General features: G+C 38.3%; 18 protein-coding genes and 1 other annotated feature. Of the genes, 12 read left to right on the top strand and 6 right to left on the bottom strand.

Annotation, left to right across the window (positions count from 1 at the left end):
* The first annotated feature begins 33 nt into the window (after window positions 1-33).
* Both AC2VNP_RS00670 and murC read left to right on the top strand, forming a co-directional pair.
* Window positions 34-1,131: a nicotinate phosphoribosyltransferase gene (locus tag AC2VNP_RS00670; RefSeq protein WP_486915152.1), complete on the top strand. Its 1,098-nt coding sequence runs from the start codon at window positions 34-36 to the stop codon at window positions 1,129-1,131.
* Window positions 1,132-1,450: 319 nt separating this feature from the next.
* The gene (gene murC, locus AC2VNP_RS00665) at window positions 1,451-2,749 is read left to right on the top strand and encodes a UDP-N-acetylmuramate--L-alanine ligase (protein WP_486915151.1); all 1,299 of its coding nucleotides are present in this window, start codon (window positions 1,451-1,453) and stop codon (window positions 2,747-2,749) included.
* An 89-nt stretch (window positions 2,750-2,838) separates the two neighbouring features.
* Here the strand turns inward: murC and AC2VNP_RS00660 are convergent, their stop codons facing one another.
* Entirely contained in the window at window positions 2,839-3,954 is a 1,116-nt protein-coding gene (locus AC2VNP_RS00660; RefSeq protein WP_486915149.1) for an aminopeptidase, read from the bottom strand.
* A 309-nt stretch (window positions 3,955-4,263) separates the two neighbouring features.
* On the opposite strand from AC2VNP_RS00660, the gene AC2VNP_RS00655 reads away from it, so the two are divergent.
* Genes AC2VNP_RS00655 through ytxJ form a run of 3 tightly spaced genes read left to right on the top strand, consistent with a single transcriptional unit; the run spans window position 4,264 to window position 5,533 of the window.
* Window positions 4,264-4,698 carry a DUF948 domain-containing protein gene (locus AC2VNP_RS00655; RefSeq protein ID WP_486915147.1) on the top strand — a complete coding sequence of 145 codons (435 nt, stop codon included), beginning with the start codon at window positions 4,264-4,266 and terminating at the stop codon, window positions 4,696-4,698.
* 15 nt (window positions 4,699-4,713) lie between these two features.
* Window positions 4,714-5,187 (top strand): YtxH domain-containing protein, encoded by a 474-nt coding sequence (locus tag AC2VNP_RS00650; RefSeq protein WP_486915145.1) that lies wholly within the window; start codon window positions 4,714-4,716, stop codon window positions 5,185-5,187.
* A gap of 16 nt (window positions 5,188-5,203) precedes the next feature.
* Complete coding sequence (gene ytxJ / locus AC2VNP_RS00645) at window positions 5,204-5,533, top strand: bacillithiol system redox-active protein YtxJ (RefSeq protein WP_486915143.1); 330 nt, start codon at window positions 5,204-5,206, stop codon at window positions 5,531-5,533.
* A 64-nt stretch (window positions 5,534-5,597) separates the two neighbouring features.
* Here the strand turns inward: ytxJ and AC2VNP_RS00640 are convergent, their stop codons facing one another.
* Complete coding sequence (locus AC2VNP_RS00640; RefSeq protein ID WP_486915141.1) at window positions 5,598-7,772, bottom strand: cell division protein FtsA; 2,175 nt, start codon at window positions 7,770-7,772, stop codon at window positions 5,598-5,600.
* Window positions 7,773-7,986: 214 nt separating this feature from the next.
* Here AC2VNP_RS00640 and AC2VNP_RS00635 point away from each other — a divergent pair, with 214 nt between their 5' ends.
* The 5 genes from AC2VNP_RS00635 to AC2VNP_RS00615 all read left to right on the top strand — a co-directional run bounded on the left by AC2VNP_RS00635 (window position 7,987) and on the right by AC2VNP_RS00615 (window position 12,941).
* Window positions 7,987-9,063, top strand: a complete 1,077-nt coding sequence (locus AC2VNP_RS00635; protein WP_486915139.1) for a bifunctional 3-deoxy-7-phosphoheptulonate synthase/chorismate mutase — start codon at window positions 7,987-7,989, stop codon at window positions 9,061-9,063.
* A 391-nt stretch (window positions 9,064-9,454) separates the two neighbouring features.
* Window positions 9,455-10,465 carry a catabolite control protein A gene (gene ccpA / locus AC2VNP_RS00630; RefSeq protein WP_486915137.1) on the top strand — a complete coding sequence of 337 codons (1,011 nt, stop codon included), beginning with the start codon at window positions 9,455-9,457 and terminating at the stop codon, window positions 10,463-10,465.
* A gap of 52 nt (window positions 10,466-10,517) precedes the next feature.
* Complete coding sequence (gene motP / locus AC2VNP_RS00625) at window positions 10,518-11,327, top strand: flagellar motor protein MotP (protein WP_486915135.1); 810 nt, start codon at window positions 10,518-10,520, stop codon at window positions 11,325-11,327.
* Window positions 11,317-12,063 (top strand): flagellar motor protein MotS, encoded by a 747-nt coding sequence (gene motS / locus AC2VNP_RS00620; protein ID WP_486915425.1) that lies wholly within the window; start codon window positions 11,317-11,319, stop codon window positions 12,061-12,063. The genes motP and motS overlap by 11 nt, the downstream gene beginning before the upstream one ends.
* Before the next feature lie 182 nt (window positions 12,064-12,245).
* Complete coding sequence (locus AC2VNP_RS00615; protein WP_486915133.1) at window positions 12,246-12,941, top strand: 5'-methylthioadenosine/adenosylhomocysteine nucleosidase; 696 nt, start codon at window positions 12,246-12,248, stop codon at window positions 12,939-12,941.
* Between the two features lie 198 nt (window positions 12,942-13,139).
* Here AC2VNP_RS00615 and AC2VNP_RS00610 read toward each other — a convergent pair whose 3' ends face one another.
* The 3 genes from AC2VNP_RS00610 to AC2VNP_RS00600 all read right to left on the bottom strand — a co-directional run bounded on the left by AC2VNP_RS00610 (window position 13,140) and on the right by AC2VNP_RS00600 (window position 15,664).
* Window positions 13,140-14,312, bottom strand: coding sequence for an acetoin utilization protein AcuC (locus AC2VNP_RS00610; protein ID WP_486915132.1), 1,173 nt, complete (start codon window positions 14,310-14,312; stop codon window positions 13,140-13,142).
* Complete coding sequence (locus tag AC2VNP_RS00605) at window positions 14,309-14,956, bottom strand: acetoin utilization AcuB family protein (RefSeq protein ID WP_486915423.1); 648 nt, start codon at window positions 14,954-14,956, stop codon at window positions 14,309-14,311. Before AC2VNP_RS00605 ends, AC2VNP_RS00610 begins: the two co-directional genes overlap by 4 nt.
* Before the next feature lie 75 nt (window positions 14,957-15,031).
* A complete protein-coding gene (locus tag AC2VNP_RS00600) occupies window positions 15,032-15,664 on the bottom strand; it encodes a GNAT family N-acetyltransferase (RefSeq protein ID WP_486915130.1) in 633 nt (210 codons plus the stop codon).
* Window positions 15,665-15,904: 240 nt separating this feature from the next.
* On the opposite strand from AC2VNP_RS00600, the gene acsA reads away from it, so the two are divergent.
* A complete protein-coding gene (acsA, locus tag AC2VNP_RS00595; protein ID WP_486915128.1) occupies window positions 15,905-17,620 on the top strand; it encodes an acetate--CoA ligase in 1,716 nt (571 codons plus the stop codon).
* Between the two features lie 115 nt (window positions 17,621-17,735).
* On the opposite strand, the gene AC2VNP_RS00590 is transcribed toward acsA, so the two are convergent.
* Complete coding sequence (locus AC2VNP_RS00590) at window positions 17,736-20,603, bottom strand: transglycosylase domain-containing protein (RefSeq protein ID WP_486915126.1); 2,868 nt, start codon at window positions 20,601-20,603, stop codon at window positions 17,736-17,738.
* Window positions 20,604-20,739: 136 nt separating this feature from the next.
* Window positions 20,740-20,950: a binding site (T-box leader), on the top strand.
* A gap of 173 nt (window positions 20,951-21,123) precedes the next feature.
* Here AC2VNP_RS00590 and tyrS point away from each other — a divergent pair.
* Window positions 21,124-22,380: a tyrosine--tRNA ligase gene (gene tyrS / locus AC2VNP_RS00585; RefSeq protein WP_486915124.1), complete on the top strand. Its 1,257-nt coding sequence runs from the start codon at window positions 21,124-21,126 to the stop codon at window positions 22,378-22,380.
* Window positions 22,381-22,523: the final 143 nt, after the last annotated feature.

The raw sequence follows: 22,523 nt of genomic DNA, 5'->3' as shown, positions 1-22,523 counted from the left end.
TTTTAACAGGAAAAGACCCAAGGAGATTAACAAATGAAAGAAATTGAACTCAAATTACAAGGGAAAATAAAACGACTTACTAACAAAACATTTAAATTCGATGAACGAGTAAGGGAAGGCTGGTTCTCTGCTGTCTATTTCTTAAAAACTCGTGAAATTGTCGAAAAACATAAACCGAATAATATAGTTACGATGCAGTTTTTCCAAAAAAATAATGCCGTACTATGTGGAACAGATGAGGTTATTGCTTTAATCAAGACTTTTGCAAAAGATCCTGACAGCCTTGAAATTTATTCACTCAAAGATGGAGATAAAATCAAACCATTTGAAACGGTATTAACGATTACAGGTCCATATCAAAACTTTGGATACTTAGAAGGAATTATCGATGGAATTTTTGCGCGTAGAACTTCAGTAGCCACTAACGTCTATACTGTCGTAAAATCAGCGAGGAAATCCGGCCGCGAAAAACCAGTTATCTTCATGGGGGATCGAGATGATCACTTTACCCAACAATCTGGGGATGGTTATGCGGCTTATATTGGTGGATCGAAGGCCCAAGCTACGCATGCCATGCATGAATGGTGGGGTAAAAAAGGGATGGGTACTATGCCGCATGCCTTGATTCAACTATTCGAAGGTGATGTAGTCGCTGCGACTCGTGCCTATAAAGAGACGTTTCCAGAAGATGATATAATGGCACTTGTTGATTACAACAATGATGTCATAACGGATTCCCTGCGAGTAGCGAGAGAGTTCGGTGAGGAATTAAAAGGAGTTCGCGTTGACACTTCTCGAACAATGGTTGATCAGTACTTTTGTCGCAACCCTAAGGTGATGGGTTCTTTTGACCCGCGCGGCGCCAATCCAGAACTCATTTTTGCCCTTCGGCAAGCACTAGATGAAGAAGGGTTTAATCATGTAAAGATTATTGCTACAGGTGGATTTACTGCTGAACGAATTGCAGAATATGAAGATTTAAATGTACCGGTTGATATTTACGGAGTTGGTAGTAGTTTGCTGAAAATTAATATCGGTTTTACTGGTGATAACGTCATCCTTAATGGAAAAGACGAAGCAAAAGCAGGCAGAAGATACCGAGAAAATCCTAACCTTGAACTTGTTGAATAGTAAAAATGTACTTGGAATATCGGCTTGTTATCATTGACGAGAGATTTCTAAGTTCAAAAGACCTGTCGAAAGTGACAGGTCTTTTCTAAAACAGCAGGGCATATATTCTGTGTTGGGAAGAGAATGTGGTCATTTACCTATTTTTTTGTTGTCCTTCTATTTGTTGTTTTTCTAAACCATGGTTTCTGTTATAATAAATCTTTGTATGGCGTATCCTAATTGAAAATATTTATTCCCCTTTTTAGTGGAATTTTCATACATAAGTAATAAGAGCGCTTTTTAATGGAGAAGATATATCATTTATTTGGAGGTTCAGTCAATGACTGTTTACCATTTTATTGGAATCAAAGGTTCGGGAATGAGTGCATTGGCTCAAGTTATGCACGATATGAATTATACGGTGCAAGGTTCAGATGTAGAAAAAGTATTTTTTACACAAAAACCTTTAGAAGACAAAGGGATTACAATACTACCTTTTAATGCTGATAATATTGAGGACAATCAGGTCATTATTGCTTCAGCAGCCTACAAAGACGATCATGTTGAAATTCAACGTGCCAAAGAGATGGGACTTGAAGTATATCCATATCCGACGTTTTTAGGCGAATTTATTAAAAAATTTACAAATATTGCTGTCACTGGCGCGCACGGAAAAACGTCGACGACTGGTCTGTTAGCGCATGTTCTTGGCGAGGCCTATCCAACGTCTTTTTTAATTGGTGATGGGACTGGAAAAGGTGCTTTAGACAGTAAGTACTTTGTATTTGAGGCATGTGAGTACCGCAGACATTTTCTAAACTATACGCCAGATTACTGTATAATGACAAATATCGATTTTGATCATCCGGATTATTTTAAGGATGTCGAGGATGTATGTGCGGCATTTGAAGAAATGGCAATGCAGGTGAATAAAGCGATTGTGGCATGTGGTGACGATCGATATTTACAAGAAATTCATGCTAATGTTCCTATCGTCTTTTACGGATTTGAAGAACATAATGACTTTCAGGGTCGTAACATTCAAGTCACAGAATCTGGACTTTCCTTTGATGTATTTGTAAGGAATAACTTTTATGGAACTTTCACAATCCCAGGCTATGGCAAGCACAATGTATTAAACGCTTTAGCTGTTATTGCGATATGTCATTATGAAAATGTACCAGTGGATGTACTTATTGAGCACCTGGCAACGTTCCAAGGCGTGAAGCGCAGGTTCAGCGAGACTTTTTATAATAACCAAGTGTTAATTGATGATTATGCTCATCACCCGACTGAGATCACTGCTACAATCGATGCATCTAGAAGAAAGTATGAGGATAAGGAAGTTGTTGCTGTATTCCAACCCCATACATTTACAAGAACGAAAGCATTTTTAAATGAGTTTGCTGATAGTCTTAATGAAGCTGACAAGGTTTACTTATGTGATATTTTTGGTTCGGCTCGGGAAGATCAAGGGAGTTTAACGATTAATGATCTTAAGGAATTAATTCCTAATAGTGAAGTGATCGTTGAAACCGAAGTTGAAAAACTGAAAAGGCACGACAATGCGGTTTTATTGTTTATGGGTGCAGGGGACATTCAAAAGTTTCAAAAAGCTTATGAAGATCAAATTAAATAAGAGTGAAAAATAAAGGCAGGAGCTAATTCAATTTCAAGAATTAGCTCCTGCTATTTAGGTTCTACATTAGATTAAAGGGCTGTTTAAGACTATTTAAGGTTTTCTGGATTGAGAGCTTGTAATTCTGGGATGACAAACCGGCCATCTTTACGAATGAGAACATCGTCAAAGTACATTTCACCGCCGCCATATTCGGGACGTTGGATCATAACTAAGTCCCAATGGACTGCTGAATGATTATCATTAAAGGCATCGTCGTAACATTGTCCAGGTGTAAAGTGGAAACTACCATCAATTTTCTCATCGAAAAGGATATCATTCATTGGATGTTGAATGTATGGATTAACTCCAATGGCAAATTCCCCAATAAAACGAGCGCCTTCATCGGTATCGAGAATTTTATTAATTCTGTCTGTATCATTTGAAGTGGCATCGATAACTTTTCCATCTTTAAACGTAAATTTAACATTCTCAAATGTAAAACTTTGGTAAGGAGATGGCGTGTTATAAGAGATTGTACCATTGACAGAATTTCGAACCGGTGCTGTATATACTTCTCCGTCAGGGATGTTCATATTCCCAGCACATTTTACAGCCGGAATGTCTTTAATAGAGAAAGTTAAATCAGTTCCTGGTCCTTTAATTTGAACTTTATCGGTTTTGTTCATTAACTCTACAAGAGCATCCATTGCTTTGTCCATTTTACCGTAATCTAAATTACAAACATCAAAGTAGAAATCCTCAAAGCTTTCTGTACTCATATTAGCCAATTGAGCCATGGATGAAGAAGGGTAACGCAATACACACCACTTCGTTTTCGGTACACGAATTTCACGATGAACCTTAGTTCCTACGGTTTTACTATGTAATGCCATCTTATCAGAAGGAACATCACTTAGCTCTGAGATGTTATTCCCAGCACGTAACCCAATATAAGCATCCATCTCCTTCATAACGTTTGCCTCAAACTGTGCTGTAAGAGCTTGTTGTTCCTCAGTTGCATTCATCAGAAGGGCACGATCAACTTGGTGATCTTTTAATGTAACGAAAGGTAACCCGCCTGCAGCGTAGGCTTCTTGAACGAGAGCATTGACTAATTCTTTTTGCAGACCGAAATTTTCTATTAAAATCTTCTCGCCTTTTTGAAGACGAACCGAGTAATTAATTAGATTTTTTGCTAATGTAGTTATTCTTGGATCCCGCATAGTTGTAATCCTCCTAAGGTAATATTCGAATTGTAATCGTCTGATAGCTAATATAATAGCAGTCGTTGGTTCAATAGTAAATGATACTGATGCAAAATAAATGGTTGTATATGTTAATTATATTGCTTGAAAAAACATAAAAAGTACATTGATAAACGGATCATAAGTTAAAAGAATGGACACAATCAATTAGAAAATACCTAAATAATTGAAGGATTATTATATTATTTGTAGAAATTGTTACCAAGTCTCCGTTTAAAAATGCTTCTATGTGGGTAAATAGCATGATGTAGGGAGGTGGAGAATAACATGATAATCGTATACATAAGTGCAGCAGTTGTAGCATTAGCATTTTTAATTTTAGTTCTTTATCTTGTTCAAACCTTAAAGTCAGCAACGAAAACATTAAATAATGTAGCAGATACTGTTAGCAGTTTAGAAAAGCAATTACAAGGAGTTACAAGAGAAACGGAATTTCTGCTTCAAAAGACTAATCGTCTCGCTGATGACATTCATGATAAGTCTCAGTCTCTTAATACGATGTTTGACTCGGTCAAAGATCTCGGTGAATCTGTCCAGACGGTAAATGACTCATTAAGAAGGGTCTCAAACGAAGTAGCGAGGCAGTCAGAGCAGCAATCAGCACAAGTGGCTCAAGCTGTTCAATGGGGTAATGCAGCCATTGATTTATATTCGAAGTGGAAAGAAAAGAAGCAACACCATCCAAACGATGTTAATTCATAAAAGGAGGAATTTGATATGGGAGACAGAGACATGAATACAAAGGACTTTTTAATTGGTTCATTAATTGGAGGAATTGTAGGTGCTTCAGCGGCACTTCTACTTGCACCAAAATCAGGAAAAGAGCTTAGAACGAATATTAATGAACAAGCTCAACTAGCTAAAGAGAAAACGACTAAATTTACGAATTCAGCGTATGAGAGAGGAAATGAGTGGGCAACACTTGCAAAAGAAAAATCCTCAACCCTTGCAAAAACAGTCTCAGAACAATCGTCTCAAGTGGTGGATAAAGTAAAGGAAGTTACAAAAAATATTAAATCGGATGTAGCAGATGCTCAGAGTTCTTCTGAAGATTTAGTAGCAGATGTTTCCGACCAAATTCAAGATAGTGCGGAAAACTTGCAAGAAAATATTCAACAAGAAGTACAGAACTTACACAATACGATTACAGAAGAAACAGAAAAGCGTAAAGAAACAGTTGATCAAGCATAAAAAGGAGTAAATAGAGATGCAGAAAGTAAATACAACCGAAGAGTTTACAGCACTATTAAGCAAGCATAGTAAGTTATTTTTACTAAAAAACAGTACGACTTGTCCTGTAAGTCATGAAGGCTATAAGGAGTTTTCAAGGTTTGCAGAAGAAACGGACGGAGCATTTTTTTACTTAAATGTTCAAGAAGCAAGACCGCTGTCTAATGATATTGCAGATCAATTTGAAGTAAAGCATGAGTCGCCCCAAGCTTTATTATTTTCAGAGGGCAAAGTTGTGTGGGATGCCTCGCATTGGAATGTGACGGCTGCTTCATTAAAAGCCGAGTGGGATAAGGTTAATGGATAAAAGAAGTGCAACCCAGTGTTGCACTTCTTTTACATTTTTATATCGTTAACAGGTGTTTAGACTCCTAGTTTTCCAAAGTGTTTATAGGAACTAAACGAATTTCCAATTTATCACCACTGTAGATGGCTTCACTAAAGGACGCTTCCTTTCCATTCCGTGCAATGAAAGCACGTTGAAGAGGTTGTGGAGAAATATCCACATCTACATACCGGAATAGATCTTGAAAGATAAACGGTTCGTTGTCTACCTTTGATAACGATAAAGTTTCACCGTGTACAAGTGGTGTTCCTTTTTCAATTGGTTGACCTTTACGAGTCATTTGTAAAGAAGGTTTGGACAACTGTACAGGGTTTCCGTTATATAAAACAGAAATGCTTTGTTCAATTGGAACGTTTAGTACAGCTAATAACTCTTTTGTTGTGGGTTGAAAATCCTCTTTAACAACATGAACTACTAACGTGTCGCCATTTTTAATGGAAGAGTGAATCGTCGCTTCACTCCCATTCAATGTAAGTGTATGCTCTTGCGGTACGGTGATTTTCTTCTCGTCTACATAAACAAAGAACGGTGTTAGAGCGTCTGCCTCATCTTTATAATGAAGAGCGGTTAGAACATCCTTTACGGTCTTAGGCAGTTGAATGACAAGTTTGTCTCTTTCCTGAAGTGACTCCCCAGTGTCCGCCGGATTGCCGTTTTTCAAAACGAGTGCTGAAACCGTTTTGGGCTCATTATTAATTGTGATTTGAACGGAGGGTACTTCTTCCACAATATCTTTTACTTTAGCTGAAGCAGGGGCACCGTCTTTCCCTTTTTCAGTAGTAATCCTATCATTCGGTTCTAGTGGAGCGTCAAGTGATGTTTTTTCACCATTTTTTAATATGGTCGGCGGTTCACCGTGGAAACCAGGGATTGTGACCAGCTGTTCATTTACATAGATCATCATGGCACTGCCAGGTCTTCCGTAAAGTTTTGATATCTCTATCCCTGCCGCAAGAAGAGCGTCTCCGACCGTTAATTTTTTTACATCAAAAACACGAATGGTCCGATCATTCACGATAATACTAATATATTCGATTGGATTTTCCTTTGCTGCAATTGCAATACCAATCGGAGTCACTAGTTCAGGACCTTCCTTAATACCTTCCGTAGATGCCAATGTTTTAATCGCATCAATTCCCCGTATCGCAACGCGATTATCAGGTAATTGTAAAGCTTGGGCGATATATTTTGTAAGAGAGGGTGTCATACTGCCGCCACCAACGAGCATCACTGCTTTTGGCGATTTGCCATTGAGTTCTAGGATTTGCGCTGTAATGGCATTGGCTAACTCTTTAATCGTGCCTTCAATAGCTGTTATTACTTCATCCTTAGGGTATGTCGTTTCAAAGCCGAGAATATCTGTAAGAGTCACTTCGTCTTTTTCTGATAATTGTCTTTTAATAAGCTCGGCATCAGGGAAATCTAATAGAAAGTGATCACTAATCGCTTCTGTTACTTCGTCACCAGCAAAAGGCACCATTCCATAAGCTGTTACTGTTCCTTCATCTGTAATGGCAATATCGGAGGTCCCAGCACCAATATCGACGAGTGCTACATTTAACCGTCGCATCGATGGAGGTATGAGGACATTAATGGCAGCAATTGGTTCTAGTGTTAAAGCTTCTAGTTCCAAACCACTGCGTTGAAGAGCTGCTATTAACGACTCAACAACCACTTTCGGTAAGAATGTTGCAATCACTTCAACTGTTGCCGTTTGCCCTGATTGATCGAGAAGACTGCCGATTTTTTCGCCATCTAGTCGATAGTCCAGAACGGAGTAGCCGACACAGTAGTAATTAAAGCTTTCTTGATCTTGAAAGTCGTTCGCTAGGTGAAATTGTGCTTGTTGAACAGCACTTAATTCTAAGTGAAGAATATCCTCTTGATTAACTAAGTTTTTTCCTGATATATTTATTTCAACTTTAGCTCGCTTCGTTTTTAACGATCGTCCAGCAGCAGCCACGCACACTTTAGTTAACTTTCCGTGCTTTTCTTCGAGAACGGTTTTAATTTCTAGAATTAATTCAGAAACAGACAAGACATTATGAATTTGACCATCTAGCATCGCACGCTCTTTATGTTCTTTTGATATAACATCAATTACTTGATAATGATCTTTTTGCTGTTGTAAAAGCAATCCAACGACAGAACGAGTTCCTATGTCTAGAGCAAATATAGGCGAATGTTCAATTGTGTTCATATGTAACACCTTCTTAACAAATATTTCATAAGCTATAATTTAACAGTAAACTATTTTCTAGAAATAATAATTTTTACTTTAGTGCTTAAAAGCGTTTAATCAATAAAGAAAAAAGTCGTGACATAAAGTGAAATATCGTTTATAATAATCCCTAATCATTAGAAATGTACCATATTTCATAAAACTTTGAAACAAACAATAAGGAGTGGGAGAGATGAGTAACGAGCAATTAGATACGTTGAGAGACAAGTTAGATGAGGTTAATTTACAGCTGTTAGAGCTAATTAATGAGCGTGCCCGCTTGGTTCAAGAAATCGGTAAAGTAAAAAATAAGCAAGGTGTAAATCGATTTGATCCGGTTCGTGAGCGAAAAATGCTTAATTTAATAGCTGAAAATAATAATGGACCGTTTGAAACATCTACACTACAACATCTATTTAAACAAATTTTTAAAGCAGGTTTGGAATTACAGGAAGACGATAATAGAAAAGCCCTGCTTGTATCTCGTAAAAAACATCCTGAAGATACAGTGATCGATCTTAAAGGTGAACTGATTGGTGATGGTCAACAACGTCTCGTAATGGGGCCATGTGCTGTTGAAAGTTATGAGCAAGTTGCTGCAGTAGCCAAGGCGATGAAAGATCAAGGAATGAAATTATTACGCGGCGGCGCATTTAAACCTCGTACATCTCCTTATGATTTCCAAGGTTTAGGACTTGAAGGATTACAAATCTTAAAACGTGTAGCTGATGAGTATGATATGGCTGTTATCAGTGAAATTGTTCGACCTGAAGATATTGAAGTTGCTGTTGAATACATTGATGTTATTCAAATTGGTGCACGTAACATGCATAACTTTGAATTATTAAAAGCAGCAGGATCTGTTAATAAACCAGTTCTACTGAAGAGAGGACTTTCAGCTACTATTGAGGAGTTCATCAATGCAGCAGAATACATCATTTCTAAAGGTAATGGAAACATCATGCTTTGTGAACGTGGTATTCGTACGTACGAAAAAGCAACCCGTAACACACTTGATATTTCAGCAGTTCCGATTTTAAAACAAGAAACACACTTACCGGTACTAGTGGATGTAACTCACTCTACTGGACGTAGAGATCTTTTACTTCCAACTGCAAAAGCAGCACTAGCAATCGGCGCTGATGCGGTAATGGCAGAAGTACATCCTGATCCTGCAGTCGCACTTTCTGACTCAGCACAACAAATGGATATCGGTCAATTTAACGAATTTGTAAGCAATCTTAGAGAATCTGGGTTATACAAATTTTAATTTTAAATGATTCGAGGCTGTCTCAAAATGAAAGAGTCAGGCATCTCACCGATCTAGCGGAAGGTTAGCTTTACTAGATCTTACGTAACTTTGAGAGCCTGACCTTTTGGGACAGTCTCTTTTTGCGGGAAAGAAAGAATAACATTTCAAAGAAGAGTATAGGAAATAAGTGTTAAGGAAATTGCTAATTATATGAAAGTTTATGTTCGTTAAGGAGCCTTGTCGACATTTTTACATAAAATCAGGAAAATTAAAATCTATGCTCAAAAATGATCAAAATGTTGTCGATATAAGTACTGTAAACAGATTGCGGAACCTCCTTAATGTATCGTATGATAACAATACAATTAAACCATTTTAAATTAGGTATTTAATATAGAGGAGGATCATCGTGAATACAACGATTTATGATGTAGCAAGAGAAGCAGGAGTATCAATGGCAACCGTTTCTCGTGTTGTCAATGGAAACCCAAATGTAAAACCTGCAACAAGAAAAAAAGTAATGGAAGCAATCGAACAACTCGGTTACCGGCCGAATGCTGTAGCTAGAGGGTTAGCTAGTAAGAAAACAACTACAGTAGGTGTAATTATCCCTGATATATCTAGTATTTTCTTTGCAGAGTTAGCTCGTGGAATTGAAGATATTGCGACAATGTATAAATATAACATTATCTTATGTAATTCAGATCAAAACAAAGAAAAGGAAATTCGCCTGATTAATACGTTGTTAGAAAAGCAAGTGGACGGTATTGTCTTCATGGGTGGACAAATTACAGACGAGCATGCTGCACAATTTAAGAATTCTCCAGTACCTGTTGTACTGGCAGCCACTTTAGACTCTGAAAAAACGATTCCATCTGTTGTCATCGATTATCAACAAGCTGTTTATGATGCAATTAATCATTTAATATCAGAAGGCCATAAAAAGATTGGAATGTTATCAGGTCCACTTGAAGATCCAGTGAATGGCTATCAAAAGTTTGCAGGCTATCGTCAAGCAATTGAAGAAGCTGGTTTAACTTTTAACGAAGACATGATTAAAATTGGTGATTACACTTATGATTCCGGAATTGAAGCGATGCAGAGCTTTTTAGAGATGGAAGAAAAACCGACCGCCATCTTTGCTTCAACGGATGAAATGGCACTTGGTATTATACACGGTGCCCAAGACAGAGGATTTGAAGTTCCAAAAGACTTTGAAGTCATCGGGTTTGACAACACTCGTTTAGCAACGATGGTTCGCCCGACGTTAACGACAGTTGTACAACCTATGTATGATATCGGGGCTGTATCGATGCGGTTATTAACAAAATTTATGAACAAAGAAGAAGTTACAGACCATATTGTCGTCCTGCCACATCGGATAGAGTTTCGAAATTCTACCGTACAAAAGGAAAGTTAACTCTCAAACACTTAGACTTAAGTGGTAGGTGGACATAGTCAGGGAGAGGATTATGAAGAAGTTTGATATTTTAACGGTTATAGGTATTTTTCTAGGGATTTCAGTACTATTATTAGCAATTTTCTCGAATTCTGGTCCATCTGGAGTTGTATTTTTCATTCAAGTTGCCTCAATCTTAATTGTTTTTGGGGGGACAATCGCTGCTACGGTGATCAATTTTACGTTAGCTGACGTGAAATTACTGCCAAAAGTATTTATGGAAGCTTTCCGTCACGAAGAGCGAGATTTAAACAAGTTAATCGACACATTTGTAGACTTGTCAGGAAAAGCGAGGCGGGAAGGGTTATTAGCACTAGAAGCAGGATTAGAAGAAGTAGAGGACCCTTTTATTAAAAAAGGGGTGTTACTTGCAGTTGACGGAATTGAACCCGATGTTATTAAGGACATTATGATGGCTGAAGTAGTTGCCATGGAAGAAAGGCATCGTAAAGGAAGAGCAATCATCTTAAAGATGGGAGAATATGCTCCTGCTTGGGGGATGATTGGTACTTTAATCGGTCTTGTCCTTATGTTGCAAAACTTAAATGATCCATCGACGCTTGGACCTAATATGGCTGTCGCATTATTAACGACCTTATATGGAACGGTTTTAGCTAACCTAGTGTTCTTACCAATTGCTGCTAAATTGGAAAATAAGACTGAAGAAGAAGTGTTTGTGAAACAAATTATCGTTGAAGGAGTCATTGGTGTTCAATCAGGTCAAAATCCGAAAATTTTGGAAGAGAAATTAAGTGCTTTTATTCCAAAAGGTAAAAAAGTAGATGTCAACGAAGAGACGAGTGATTTAAATGTTGAATCGTAGACGTCCTAAAGAAGAGAAGGGTGCTCCAAAATGGATGGTCACTTTTTCGGATTTAATGACTCTTATTCTAGTATTCTTTATTCTATTATTTTCAATGTCTGTAGTCGATGCTGAAAAATTCAGAGCGATTGCAGAATCGTTTCAACAGCGGCAAGTTCTAGACTTCCTTCCGTCAGCGATTGAATTTGAGACACCGAGAGAAGAAAGAGGCGAACAGCGCAAAGATCCTTTTGATGAAGGAAAATTTGGTGAAGAACAAGATGTTAACATGGATGAGCTTTTAGAAGAAGTACAAGAATTCCTGGAGACGAATGAACTAACCGAATTAATATCAGCAACTCGTGATGATCGCGGGGTCGTACTTGTTTTACAAGAGCGAACGTTATTTGCTACAGCTGAAGCGGATGTCTTGGCAGATGCTAAACCGTTTTTGGACAAAGTCGGTACATTGTTAGTGGCTATTCCAAATATGGTCAAGGTTGAAGGGCATACCGATTCTAGACCGATTTCAACGTTTCGTTATCCTTCCAATTGGGAACTATCTGGTGCTCGCGCTAGCAGTGTTATTCGTTACCTTGTAGACAATCACAATCTCGAGCCCAATCGTTTTATAGCAACAGGATATGGGGATACACGTCCAGTTGTGCCTAACACATCCGTTGAGAACTTACAAACTAACCGTCGGGTGGTCATTGTAATTTCTGACCCTGCATATGACGCTGAAGATACATTTTAAGGCTGGCCATTCATTTGGTCGCCTTTTTTTGCTTTATTAGTAGGATGACTGATAAATCAAGTGAAACTAATATATAATAAGCATATTCGTATAGGTTATGACTAAATGAACGGGTGAAGTTAGTCCGTCTTAAACCACAGACATTATACTAATGAAAGCGATTAGAGTTGGAGGGCTTATGTATGGTCATTGGAATTATTGGTGCAATGAGTGAAGAAATTGAACTGATGAAAGAAGAAATGGATATTGAGAGTGAAAGGAAAATTGCAAGAATTACTTTCTATTCAGGAACGATGGGGAAGCATAAAATTGTTCTTTGTAAATCGGGAGTAGGGAAAGTTAATGCGGCGCTGACTACCCAAATTTTAATTGATCATTTTGAAACGGAGAAGATTATCTTCACGGGTGTAGCTGGAGCCCTTGATCCCAACTTAAATGTTGGTGACATTGTAATATCAACGAGTGCACTTCAGCATGACATTGATGCAAGTCCATTAGGGTTCAAACGTGGAGAAATTCCAATGTTTGAACACACGTCTGACTTTCCTGCAAACGCCTCACTTATTGAGTTAGCAACAAAAGCATCGGAACAATTAAATATCCAAGTTGTTAAAGGACGAATATTAAGCGGAGACCAGTTCATTGCGAGTCAGGAATTGGTTCAGGAGCTTCAAGATACATTTTCAGGAGCTTGTGTTGAAATGGAAGGTTCAGCAGTTGCTCAAGCTGCGATGCTAAATGACATTCCTTATGTCATTATTCGTTCGATTTCTGACAAAGCAAATGGCGAAGCTAAGATGAGCTTTAATGAATTTGTGGAGGTAGCAGCCAAACAATCGAATTTTATCGTTAAGGCCATGTTAGAGCATATGGAGTAAGGTTGTCCATGTTTACATCACTCAAAAATAACAGGTAAGGGTCTGCCCTACCTGTTATTTTCCACTTTTCATCTGTCTAGCTCCAGGCGCCATCGGCTCGAGGTCGCTTCGGTCCATCAAGCGTGTCTAAAGAGCGAGCCACTTATTGCTGGCCCTCCAGCGCTTGTCGCCGATAAGCAGGCTCCTTCCGCTTTTCTATCATGATTGCGTTTTCATTTCTCGGCGTATATGATAGAGGGCTTTCTCTACTGTCTTCTGATTTTTTTCTACAATCTCTGGTTTCCTGGGGATCTCTGGATATAGGTTCTCAGGGTCTTCCCATGTTGTAGTTAAAGCTACAGGCGCTTGATCTTTCCATTGGTCTATCCATGCTTGAGGGAGTGGGCCTTGTGCTAAGTGAAGTTGGTTTGTCATTTCTAACCAAATCATCGACCAAGCACGCGGTACAACTCTCCATATGTCGTAACCGCCGCCGCCTACGGCAATCCAGCGTCCATCACAATATTCATGGGCTAAATCATGAGCTAACTTAGGGATAAAGCGATAGGTCTCAATTGTCGAACACAGATGAGTTAAGGGATCATAATAATGAGCATCTGCACCGTTTTGAGTAATAATGACATCTGGCTTAAAAAACTCAATCACTTCACGAAAAGCAGTTTCATAGGCTTTCATGAACGATTCATCTTCAGTAAATGCATCTAATGGTATATTAATAGAAAAGCCGTAACCTTCACCTTGGCCTTTTTCACTTACATGGCCTGTTCCTGGGAATAAGTATCGGCCCGTTTCGTGAATAGAAAAGGTGCAAACGTCTGGGTCATCATAAAAGGCCCACTGAACACCATCGCCATGATGAGCGTCCGTGTCAACGTAAAGCACTCTCGCACCGTACTTCTGTTTCATATACTCAATTGCTATGGAACTGTCATTATAAATACAAAAGCCTGATGCCTTTCCACGAAATCCGTGGTGAAGACCACCGCCTAAATTCATCGCATGTTTCACTTTATTTTCCATGACGAGATCACAAGCGGTGAGTGTTCCGCCGACGAGAAGGCAAGCTGCTTCGTGCATATTCTCAAACATTGGAGTATCTTCAGTCCCAAGACCATAATTATTGGCAATCCCAATGCTTAATTCACCCTTACCGGCTGCTTTAACAGCATCAATATAAGCTTTATCATGAATTAGAGCAATTTCTTCATCGGTTGCCATCCTTGGCTTAACAATTTGATTATCATCAATAGCATTTAATTTTTTTAACATATCGTATACGAGATTTAATCTTAAATGGTTGAAGGGATGATCCTTACTAAACTTATAGGAAAGTTGATCTTCGGAATAAATAAATGCTACATCTTTATTCATAGGCCTATACCTGGAATGTTTGGCCAAAGCACTTTATAGCCTTCTTTTTCGATTGCTTCAATAATCCCCCTTGGATCCATCGTTTGTACACGAAACGTTAAGACTTTAAAGTTGGGATCATCATTATACGGGTAAACGAGTACACTCGTTATATTAACTTTTCTTTCTTTGAAAATATAAGCGATGTCGGCAAGTTTTCCGGTAATATTTTCAACTAGGACGTCGATTTGTGAACTAGGTTGATGTGCTCCCATTAATTCGACTAATGTATGGAGAATATCTGTCTCTGTAATAATTCCAATTAATTTATCTTCTTCAGTAATAGGTAAACAGCCGATGTTATGCTCGTAAAAAATAGCAGAAACTTCAGCAACAAAGTCGAGTCGATGGGCAGTAATTACATCTTTTGTCATAATTTCAGATACTGGTTTTAAAAAGTCTTCTTTATGTTCGTCTGCATGAAAAATAGATGGACTAGCATCACGAACATCGCGATTAGTTACAATTCCAAGGATATGCATTTCATCATCTACAATTGGAATATGGCGGATTCGGTTTTTATTCATCATTTCAATAGCATCTTGAATGGTTGCTGTAATCTTTAAGGTAGTAATGTCTGTACTCATAATTTCTTCCACAATCATTTGTAAGCACCCTTTCATTGGAAACAAAAATACTCCTTTTTGAACACATACTATAACTTCTTTACATTTTTGAAATTAGTACATAAAACGATTCTTAAAACGTAATCGGTCAAACTTCTCAATCGACTCTGTATCTACACGACTGCCGATACGAACCATGAGGCAATTTGCTGGATGTGAACATATTTCAGGATCGTCGGTAGCATACCAAACGAGTCCGCCGGCATTCATCATCTTTTCCATGACTTTGCGGTAGTCCCAAACCGATAAGCCGCTTCCTTTTAAATCCCAATGCCAATAGTATTCAGTCGTAATTAGGATGTAGTCTTCCATTGCATCATCCATTACAGATAATCTGAGCAGGTTTTTCCCTATTTGTATCCCGCGGTACTCCCTGGCAACTTCAATTGCACCTAATTCAATTAGGTTCTCCATGTTTCCTTCTGACCAGCGCTCTAGAGGATCAGGATATACAAAAGTTACATATCCGATAATTTGATTTCCATCTCTTGCAATATTAATTCTGCCCTCTGGCAAATCAGCAATTCCAACTAAAGCTTTTTTTTGCTGTTCTGGAACTCTAAAAGCAGTTAAACCGTGGTGAAAATCCAATCTTTCAATTTCTGATCCGCTTATCGGACCTTCAATCACAATCGTTCGATCTTCAAATGGAATTTCTGTTTTATAATACGTTTTTACATGGTTCAATGTGGTAACCACCTTTTAAAAAACTAAAAAATTATTGTTTCCGTTACGTTATCATCATTATACATGAATCATATTACAAAAGCGTTGCATCCAACAATTGACACAAAAAGTTAAAATAAATAAATCTAGTCAATAAAGTGTTATTATTCCAAAACTGCAAATAATAATTGAAGAAATATTCTAACTATAATATAATAAATTAAGAAAGTAGGGAAATACATATAGGGAGGAAGATGATAAATGAACGTGCAAGCGCTTCCAGCAACGAAAGGAAACCACAATCTAGTAAGTTATAAAGAAACAGCTGCAAACTTTGATTGGAGTACAGTTGAAAAGGAATTTTCTTGGAGTAGAACTGGTAAGGTAAATATGGCATTTGAAGCCATCGATCGTCATGCCTTATCTGATAAAAAAAATAAAGTAGCACTGTACTATAGTGACGCAAAGCGTGATGAGAAGTATACATTTGAACAAATGAGTCAAATGTCTAACCGTGCAGGTAATGTTTTAAAAAGCGCAGGGGTAGAGAAAGGGGACCGCGTATTTATTTTTATGCCACGATCTCCAGAACTATATTTTTCTGTACTTGGCGCTCTTAAACTAGGTGCTATTGTTGGTCCACTATTCGAAGCATTTATGGAGGGAGCTGTACGGGATCGTCTTGAGGATAGTGCCGCAAAAGTATTGATAACTACACCAGATCTTCTTGAGCGTGTACCAGTCGGGGATCTTCCAAATCTAGAAACTGTATTTATTATTGGTGATAATGTAAAAGAAGAAGGTCCAATTAAGGACTTCAATAAATTAATGCAAGAAGCAAGCAGTGAATTAGAAATTACATGGGTAGATCGTGAAGATGGATTAATTCTGCATTACACTTCTGGTTCAACAGGAAAGCCAAAAGGGGTACTTCACGTCCATAACGCAATGATTCAACACTACCAAACAGCTAGATGGGTACTAGATTTACAAGATGATGATGTATACTGGTGTACGGCTGATCCAGGCTGGGTAACAGGAACATCATATGGAATTTTTGGTCCGTGGTTATGTGGTGTAACCAACGTCATTCGTGGAGGACGTTTCAGCCCGCAAGACTGGTATGAGACATTACAGCGTTATCAAGTATCTGTTTGGTACAGTGCACCAACTGCGTTCCGTATGCTTATGAGTGCTGGCGATGAGCTTGTGAAGCAGTATGATTTATCAAAGATCCGCCATATTCTGTCTGTTGGTGAACCGCTAAACCCTGAAGTAGTACGTTGGGGATCTAAAGTGTTCGATCTGCGTATCCATGATACTTGGTGGATGACTGAAACAGGCGCTCAGCTTATCTGTAACTATCCTTGTATGGATATTAAGCCAGGATCAATGGGTAAACCAATTCCAGGAGTAAAAGCAGCTATTATTGATGATCAAGGAAACGAATTACCGCCAAATCGTATGGGGAACTTAGCAATTGCTAAAGGTTGGCCGTCTATGATGAGAACGATTTGGAATAATGAAGAAAAGTACCAAAGTTATTTTGAAATTGACGGATGGTATGTTTCAGGTGACTCGGCATATATGGATGAAGAAGGTTATTTCTGGTTCCAAGGCCGAATTGATGATGTTATTATGACAGCTGGTGAGCGTGTGGGTCCATTTGAAGTAGAAAGTAAATTAATCGAGCATCCAGCTGTAGCAGAAGCGGGCGTTATTGGTAAGCCAGATCCTGTCCGCGGGGAGATTATTAAAGCCTTTATCGCTTTACGAGAAGGTTATGAACAAAATGATGAACTAATCGAGGAGATTCGTAACTTCGTGAAAAAAGGTCTTGCAGCACATGCAGCACCGCGTGAAATTGAATTCCGTGAAAAACTTCCGAAAACAAGAAGTGGAAAAATTATGCGCCGTGTTCTTAAAGCTTGGGAACTTGATTTACCAACTGGTGATTTATCTACAATGGAAGATTAATAGAAGGGAGGCTAACTGCGGTTAGTCTCTTTTTTAGTCTCGGTTGAGTCGATAATAAATAAAGGTAGTGAATAATCAAAAAGAAGAGGCTGATATATTATCAGCCTCTTTAATATTAACCATTATTTTCACTTCCACCTGACTCTGAAGGAGGTTTTGGTGTTGACGGATTTCTAGAATCACCGTTGTCAACGGAAGGTGGTTTTGGCTTTTTATCTTCATCTTCTTTCTTATCTTCTTTAGGCTCTTTTTCTTCTTTTTCCTCTTTCGGTGGTTCAGCACTCCAATTATCACCTTTAGCAATATTCGAAGCAGGAGATTCTTTTCCTGCAACGTCAACCGCAGTTACATAGTAGGCATAAGAACCTGAATTAATGTTGTGGGACGTAGCACCACTTCCTTTAACACTTGCAACGCGCGTAAATTGATCAGACCCATTTGGTGCTTGATATATACGGTATCCAACGATGTCATTTTCATTTTGTTTAGCCCAACTTAATGTTGAACCGTTTAAGCTGACATTGGTTACAGCTGCTGGCTGTTTGCCGTTATGTTTTGCTTTTCGATCAGGTATCACATTGCTTAACTGATTTTGAAGAGACTGGCTTTGTCTATATGTCTCTAAATATTGTTCTTTAATCATAACGCCGCTAAAAGTGAATTCTGAAGGTGTATTTTCTAGAGCAACATACGGTTGGTCATCAATTAATACGTAATTCACTTTTTGTAAGCTGTCATCCACTTTAGTTGGCGCAAATTTAGCATTAAAGAGGTCCGTTTTCACTAGACCAGCTTCTTTACACAGATCAGAAGGAAGCAGTCCAGATACGCCGCATATGGCTCTTGAAACAATTCCATCCGGCATTTGGAAGTTATGGCCTGGGGACATGACTTCCGGTCGAACATCATAAGCTGCATTTGCAATGTTAGCCCAAATTTGTTGTGTACGTTGGCTGTAGCTTAGTCCAGCTATACGATTTGTACTAACAGGACGAGGTGTATCATAACCGACCCATACACTCATCGTAACATTTGGATTTGTAGCAACAAACCAAATGTCGTGGAAGCGCTGGGACGTTCCTGTTTTACCAGCCCAATCTGCACGGAATTTTAATCGTCCTGGTAAAGAGCTTGCAGTACCTCCACGTAAAACATCACGCATCATATCAATCATTAAGTAGGATGTTTGTGGTGAAAACACTTCGACTTCTTCGATTTGATGTTCGAAAACAGTTTCGCCATCTTTCGTTTCAATTCTATCAATCATATATGAAGGAATGTACTTTCCACCATTGGCAAATGTAGCATAAGCATTTGTATTTCCTTCTACAGTCACATTGTGATCAATCGCTCCTAGGGCGGCTGACTCATATGGCTCTCCAGGATTTAATCTGAAGCCCATTTTTAAAAGAGTTTCTCGATTTTTTTCGTGCGGTGACATCCATAGGCTGCGAACAGCTGTCGTGTTCTGAGAAGTTTTAAGTGCTTCTCTAACAGTTATTAATCCACGATATGAATTATTAAAGTTCGAAACGGGACTGTTCCCATTTTTGTAATTTGTAGGAATATCAGGAATGATATGTCCAGGCTGAATAGCACCGATATCCATCGCCGGCCCATAAGCGAGAAGTGGTTTCATTGTTGATCCGTTTGAACGACGGGCATTTGTTGCATGGTTTAGCTGTTCGCGTTCAAAATCTCGACCACCGACAAATCCTAAAATGGCTCCTGTTCGGTTTTCAATTAAGATCGAACCTACTTCTTCCGGTTCGCCAAGATCATTTTTGGGTCCGAAAAAGCGTTCATCTTTTATCGCTTCATTCATCGCATCGTGGAGTTCTTTATCAATCGTAGTATGAATGCGATATCCATTCTGTCGTAAGTCAATTCGAGCTTGGGCTGCATGTTTATTAATGATTTCCAATCTTTCTTCGGCATCTAACTGTTCAAGTTCAATACCATCTTCTAAAATATATTGGTTAGTTAAAATGCTTATCGCTCGCTCAACAACTTCATCGGCTATATACGGATATTCATCTCTTATACTTGGTGTTGCTTCTGTTAAATTGGCACGAATATCATAATTTAATGCTTTTTGATATTCTTGCTCAGTAATATGTCCACCTTCATACATTCTTCTGAGAACTGTTTTCATCCGGTTAATACCAGGGTCTAGATTTTCTTTAACTACCACTTTTCCTTCACTGCGATAAAACGGTGTGTACCCAAAAGGACTTTGAGGTAATCCTGCAATGAATGCCGCTTGTGGAATATTTAAATCCTTAGCATCAACACCGAAAATACCTTGGGCAGCAGCTTGAACACCTGCAATGTTTCGCCCGTTTGCATTTCTTCCAAACGGTACAATGTTTAAGTATGCTTCGAGTATTTCATCTTTCTCAAAAAAGTGCTCTAAGCGCATTGCAAGTACGATTTCACGAGCTTTCCGGTCAAAAGAGACTTCGCTCGTTAATATTTGGTTTTTTACTAATTGTTGAGTAAGTGTACTTCCACCAGTTTGCAGGGAAGCGTTGGTAAATTCCTGGAAGGTTGCACGCATAATTGCTTTTGGTACAATTCCTTCATGTTCATAAAAATATTCGTCTTCTGTGGCAATAATAGCATTAATGAGATGAGGAGAAATATCTTCCAAAGGAATTTCCCGTCGTTCTAGATCGGTAGGAAGTTCACCTAGGTAGACATCATTAGCAAAATATATTTCACTTACTTCCTCATAATTGTAAATGTCTTTTTTCATGGCTTCATAACTTCTTAATTGTTCATCTTTGACAAGGGACGCAAAGAAGCCAGCTCCTGCACCACCTACAAAAAATAGTGAAATAACCCCAAATACAAGAAAAACTAAGAATAAGTTCCAAACGACTTGATATGTAATATCGAGGTTACTTAAGATTTTTTTGTGTCTTAAGAAGTTAACAACCCGTTCACATTTACTCTTTAAAGTATTTAATAGATTTCTCATAGATAAGAACCTCCTAAACTTCAAACAATATTATACCATATTTAAATTTGTCATTAATATGGTTTTTCTGTCACATTGTACAGTCAAAGATTGACATTGGAAAATAATTATGTTAAAAAGATAAGAATAATAAATATTTATTGCATGGATTAGTTTTCAGTAGTAGTCTCTCCCTGTTTTAGAGAGCCGATGGGTGGTGCGAATCGGTACAAAGAGTAACTATGAATTACAAACTAGGAGCAATCTGTTATGGCTGTTCATAACAGCGGATTTATTCCGTTATCATGTGAAGTGGAAGATTAATGTTCTTCAAGAAGGGTGGTACCGCGAGATGTCTCGTCCCTTTTTGAAGGGCTTTTTTTATTTATCAGCTATTTTTTTATGCCATTGTTGATTTGAGGACTGGTTAAAAAATTTTTAGAATGAACTTAACGATGTTCTAAATCAAACGTTATCATTAAATGGTATTCAATATAGCTAATTCAAGACTAACATTTATAAAAAAATAGGAGTGGAACAAATGGAGTTATTAAAGGATTTACAATTTCGAGGATTAGTTAATCAAGTGACGGATGAGGAGGGGTTAGCAAAGCAGCTAAGTGAAGAGCAAGTAACGTTATACTGTGGGTTTGATCCTACAGCAGACAGTTTGCACATTGGACACCTGCTTACAGTCCTTACCTTAAGAAGATTTCAATTGGCAGGTCATAAGCCACTAGCGCTTGTTGGCGGTGCTACAGGTCTTATTGGTGATCCAAGCGGTAAAAAAGCAGAGAGAACGTTAAACGAAAAAGAGATCGTTGAACAATTTACAGAAGGAATTAAAGGACAGCTGTCTCGTTTTCTTGATTTTGAAGGTGAAGCCGGGGCTAAGTTAGTGAATAACTACGATTGGATCGGCAAACTGGATGTTATTACGTTTTTAAGAGATGTAGGTAAGAACTTTGGGATTAACTATATGCTAGCTAAAGATTCTGTAGAGTCACGTATCTCTTCAGGAATTTCATTTACTGAGTTTAGCTATATGATCTTACAGTCGTACGATTTTCTTAATTTATACCAAAATGAAAATTGTAAGCTTCAAATTGGTGGAAGTGACCAATGGGGAAATATCACAGCAGGTTTAGAATTGATTAGAAAATCATTAGGTGATCAAGAGAAAGCGTTTGGTTTCACGATCCCTCTAGTTACTAAAGCAGACGGGACTAAGTTTGGAAAAACAGAAGGCGGAGCCATTTGGTTAGATCCAGAAAAAACAACACCATATGAATTCTACCAATTCCTAATCAATACAGATGACCGTGATGTTATTAAGTTTATTAAATACTTCACATTCCTATCCCACGATGAGATTACTGAGTTAGAAAAAGCAGTTGAAACAGAACCGCACTTACGTCTCGCACAGCGCAGACTTGCTGAGGAATTAACTAAGACTGTTCATGGAGAAGATGCGTTAGCACAAGCGATTCGAATTTCTGATGCTTTATTTAGTGGAGATATAAAGAACTTGAGTGCTAATGAAATCAAGCAAGGCTTTAAAGATGTTCCTTCTTATACTTGTGAAGATGAAAATATGGCATTAGTTGATTTACTAGTTGCAGCTAAAGTATCACCTTCTAAACGTCAAGCGCGTGAAGATATTCAAAACGGTGCAATTTACATCAATGGTGAAAGAAGTACGGATGTGGGTCGACTATTACAAACTGAAGATAAGATTGAAGGGCAATTTACGATTATTCGTCGCGGGAAAAAGAAGTACTACCTAGTTCAATACTAAGTTATAGATATATTGTAGAGCAGGCTAGCTTTGGTTAGTCTGCTTTTTTATGTGCGCCAGGCATGCGCACATTCTCTAGGGTTCAAGTCCCGAACTGTGAAGGCAGTAGTAACAGTTAGCTTAAGACAAGGGTGTCTGGGGTG

The sequence above is a fragment of the Alkalihalobacterium sp. TH-98 genome, assembly GCF_057473385.1.
Note: the sequence above shows the minus strand (reverse complement) of the source record. Positions and strands in the feature narration are given on the sequence as shown.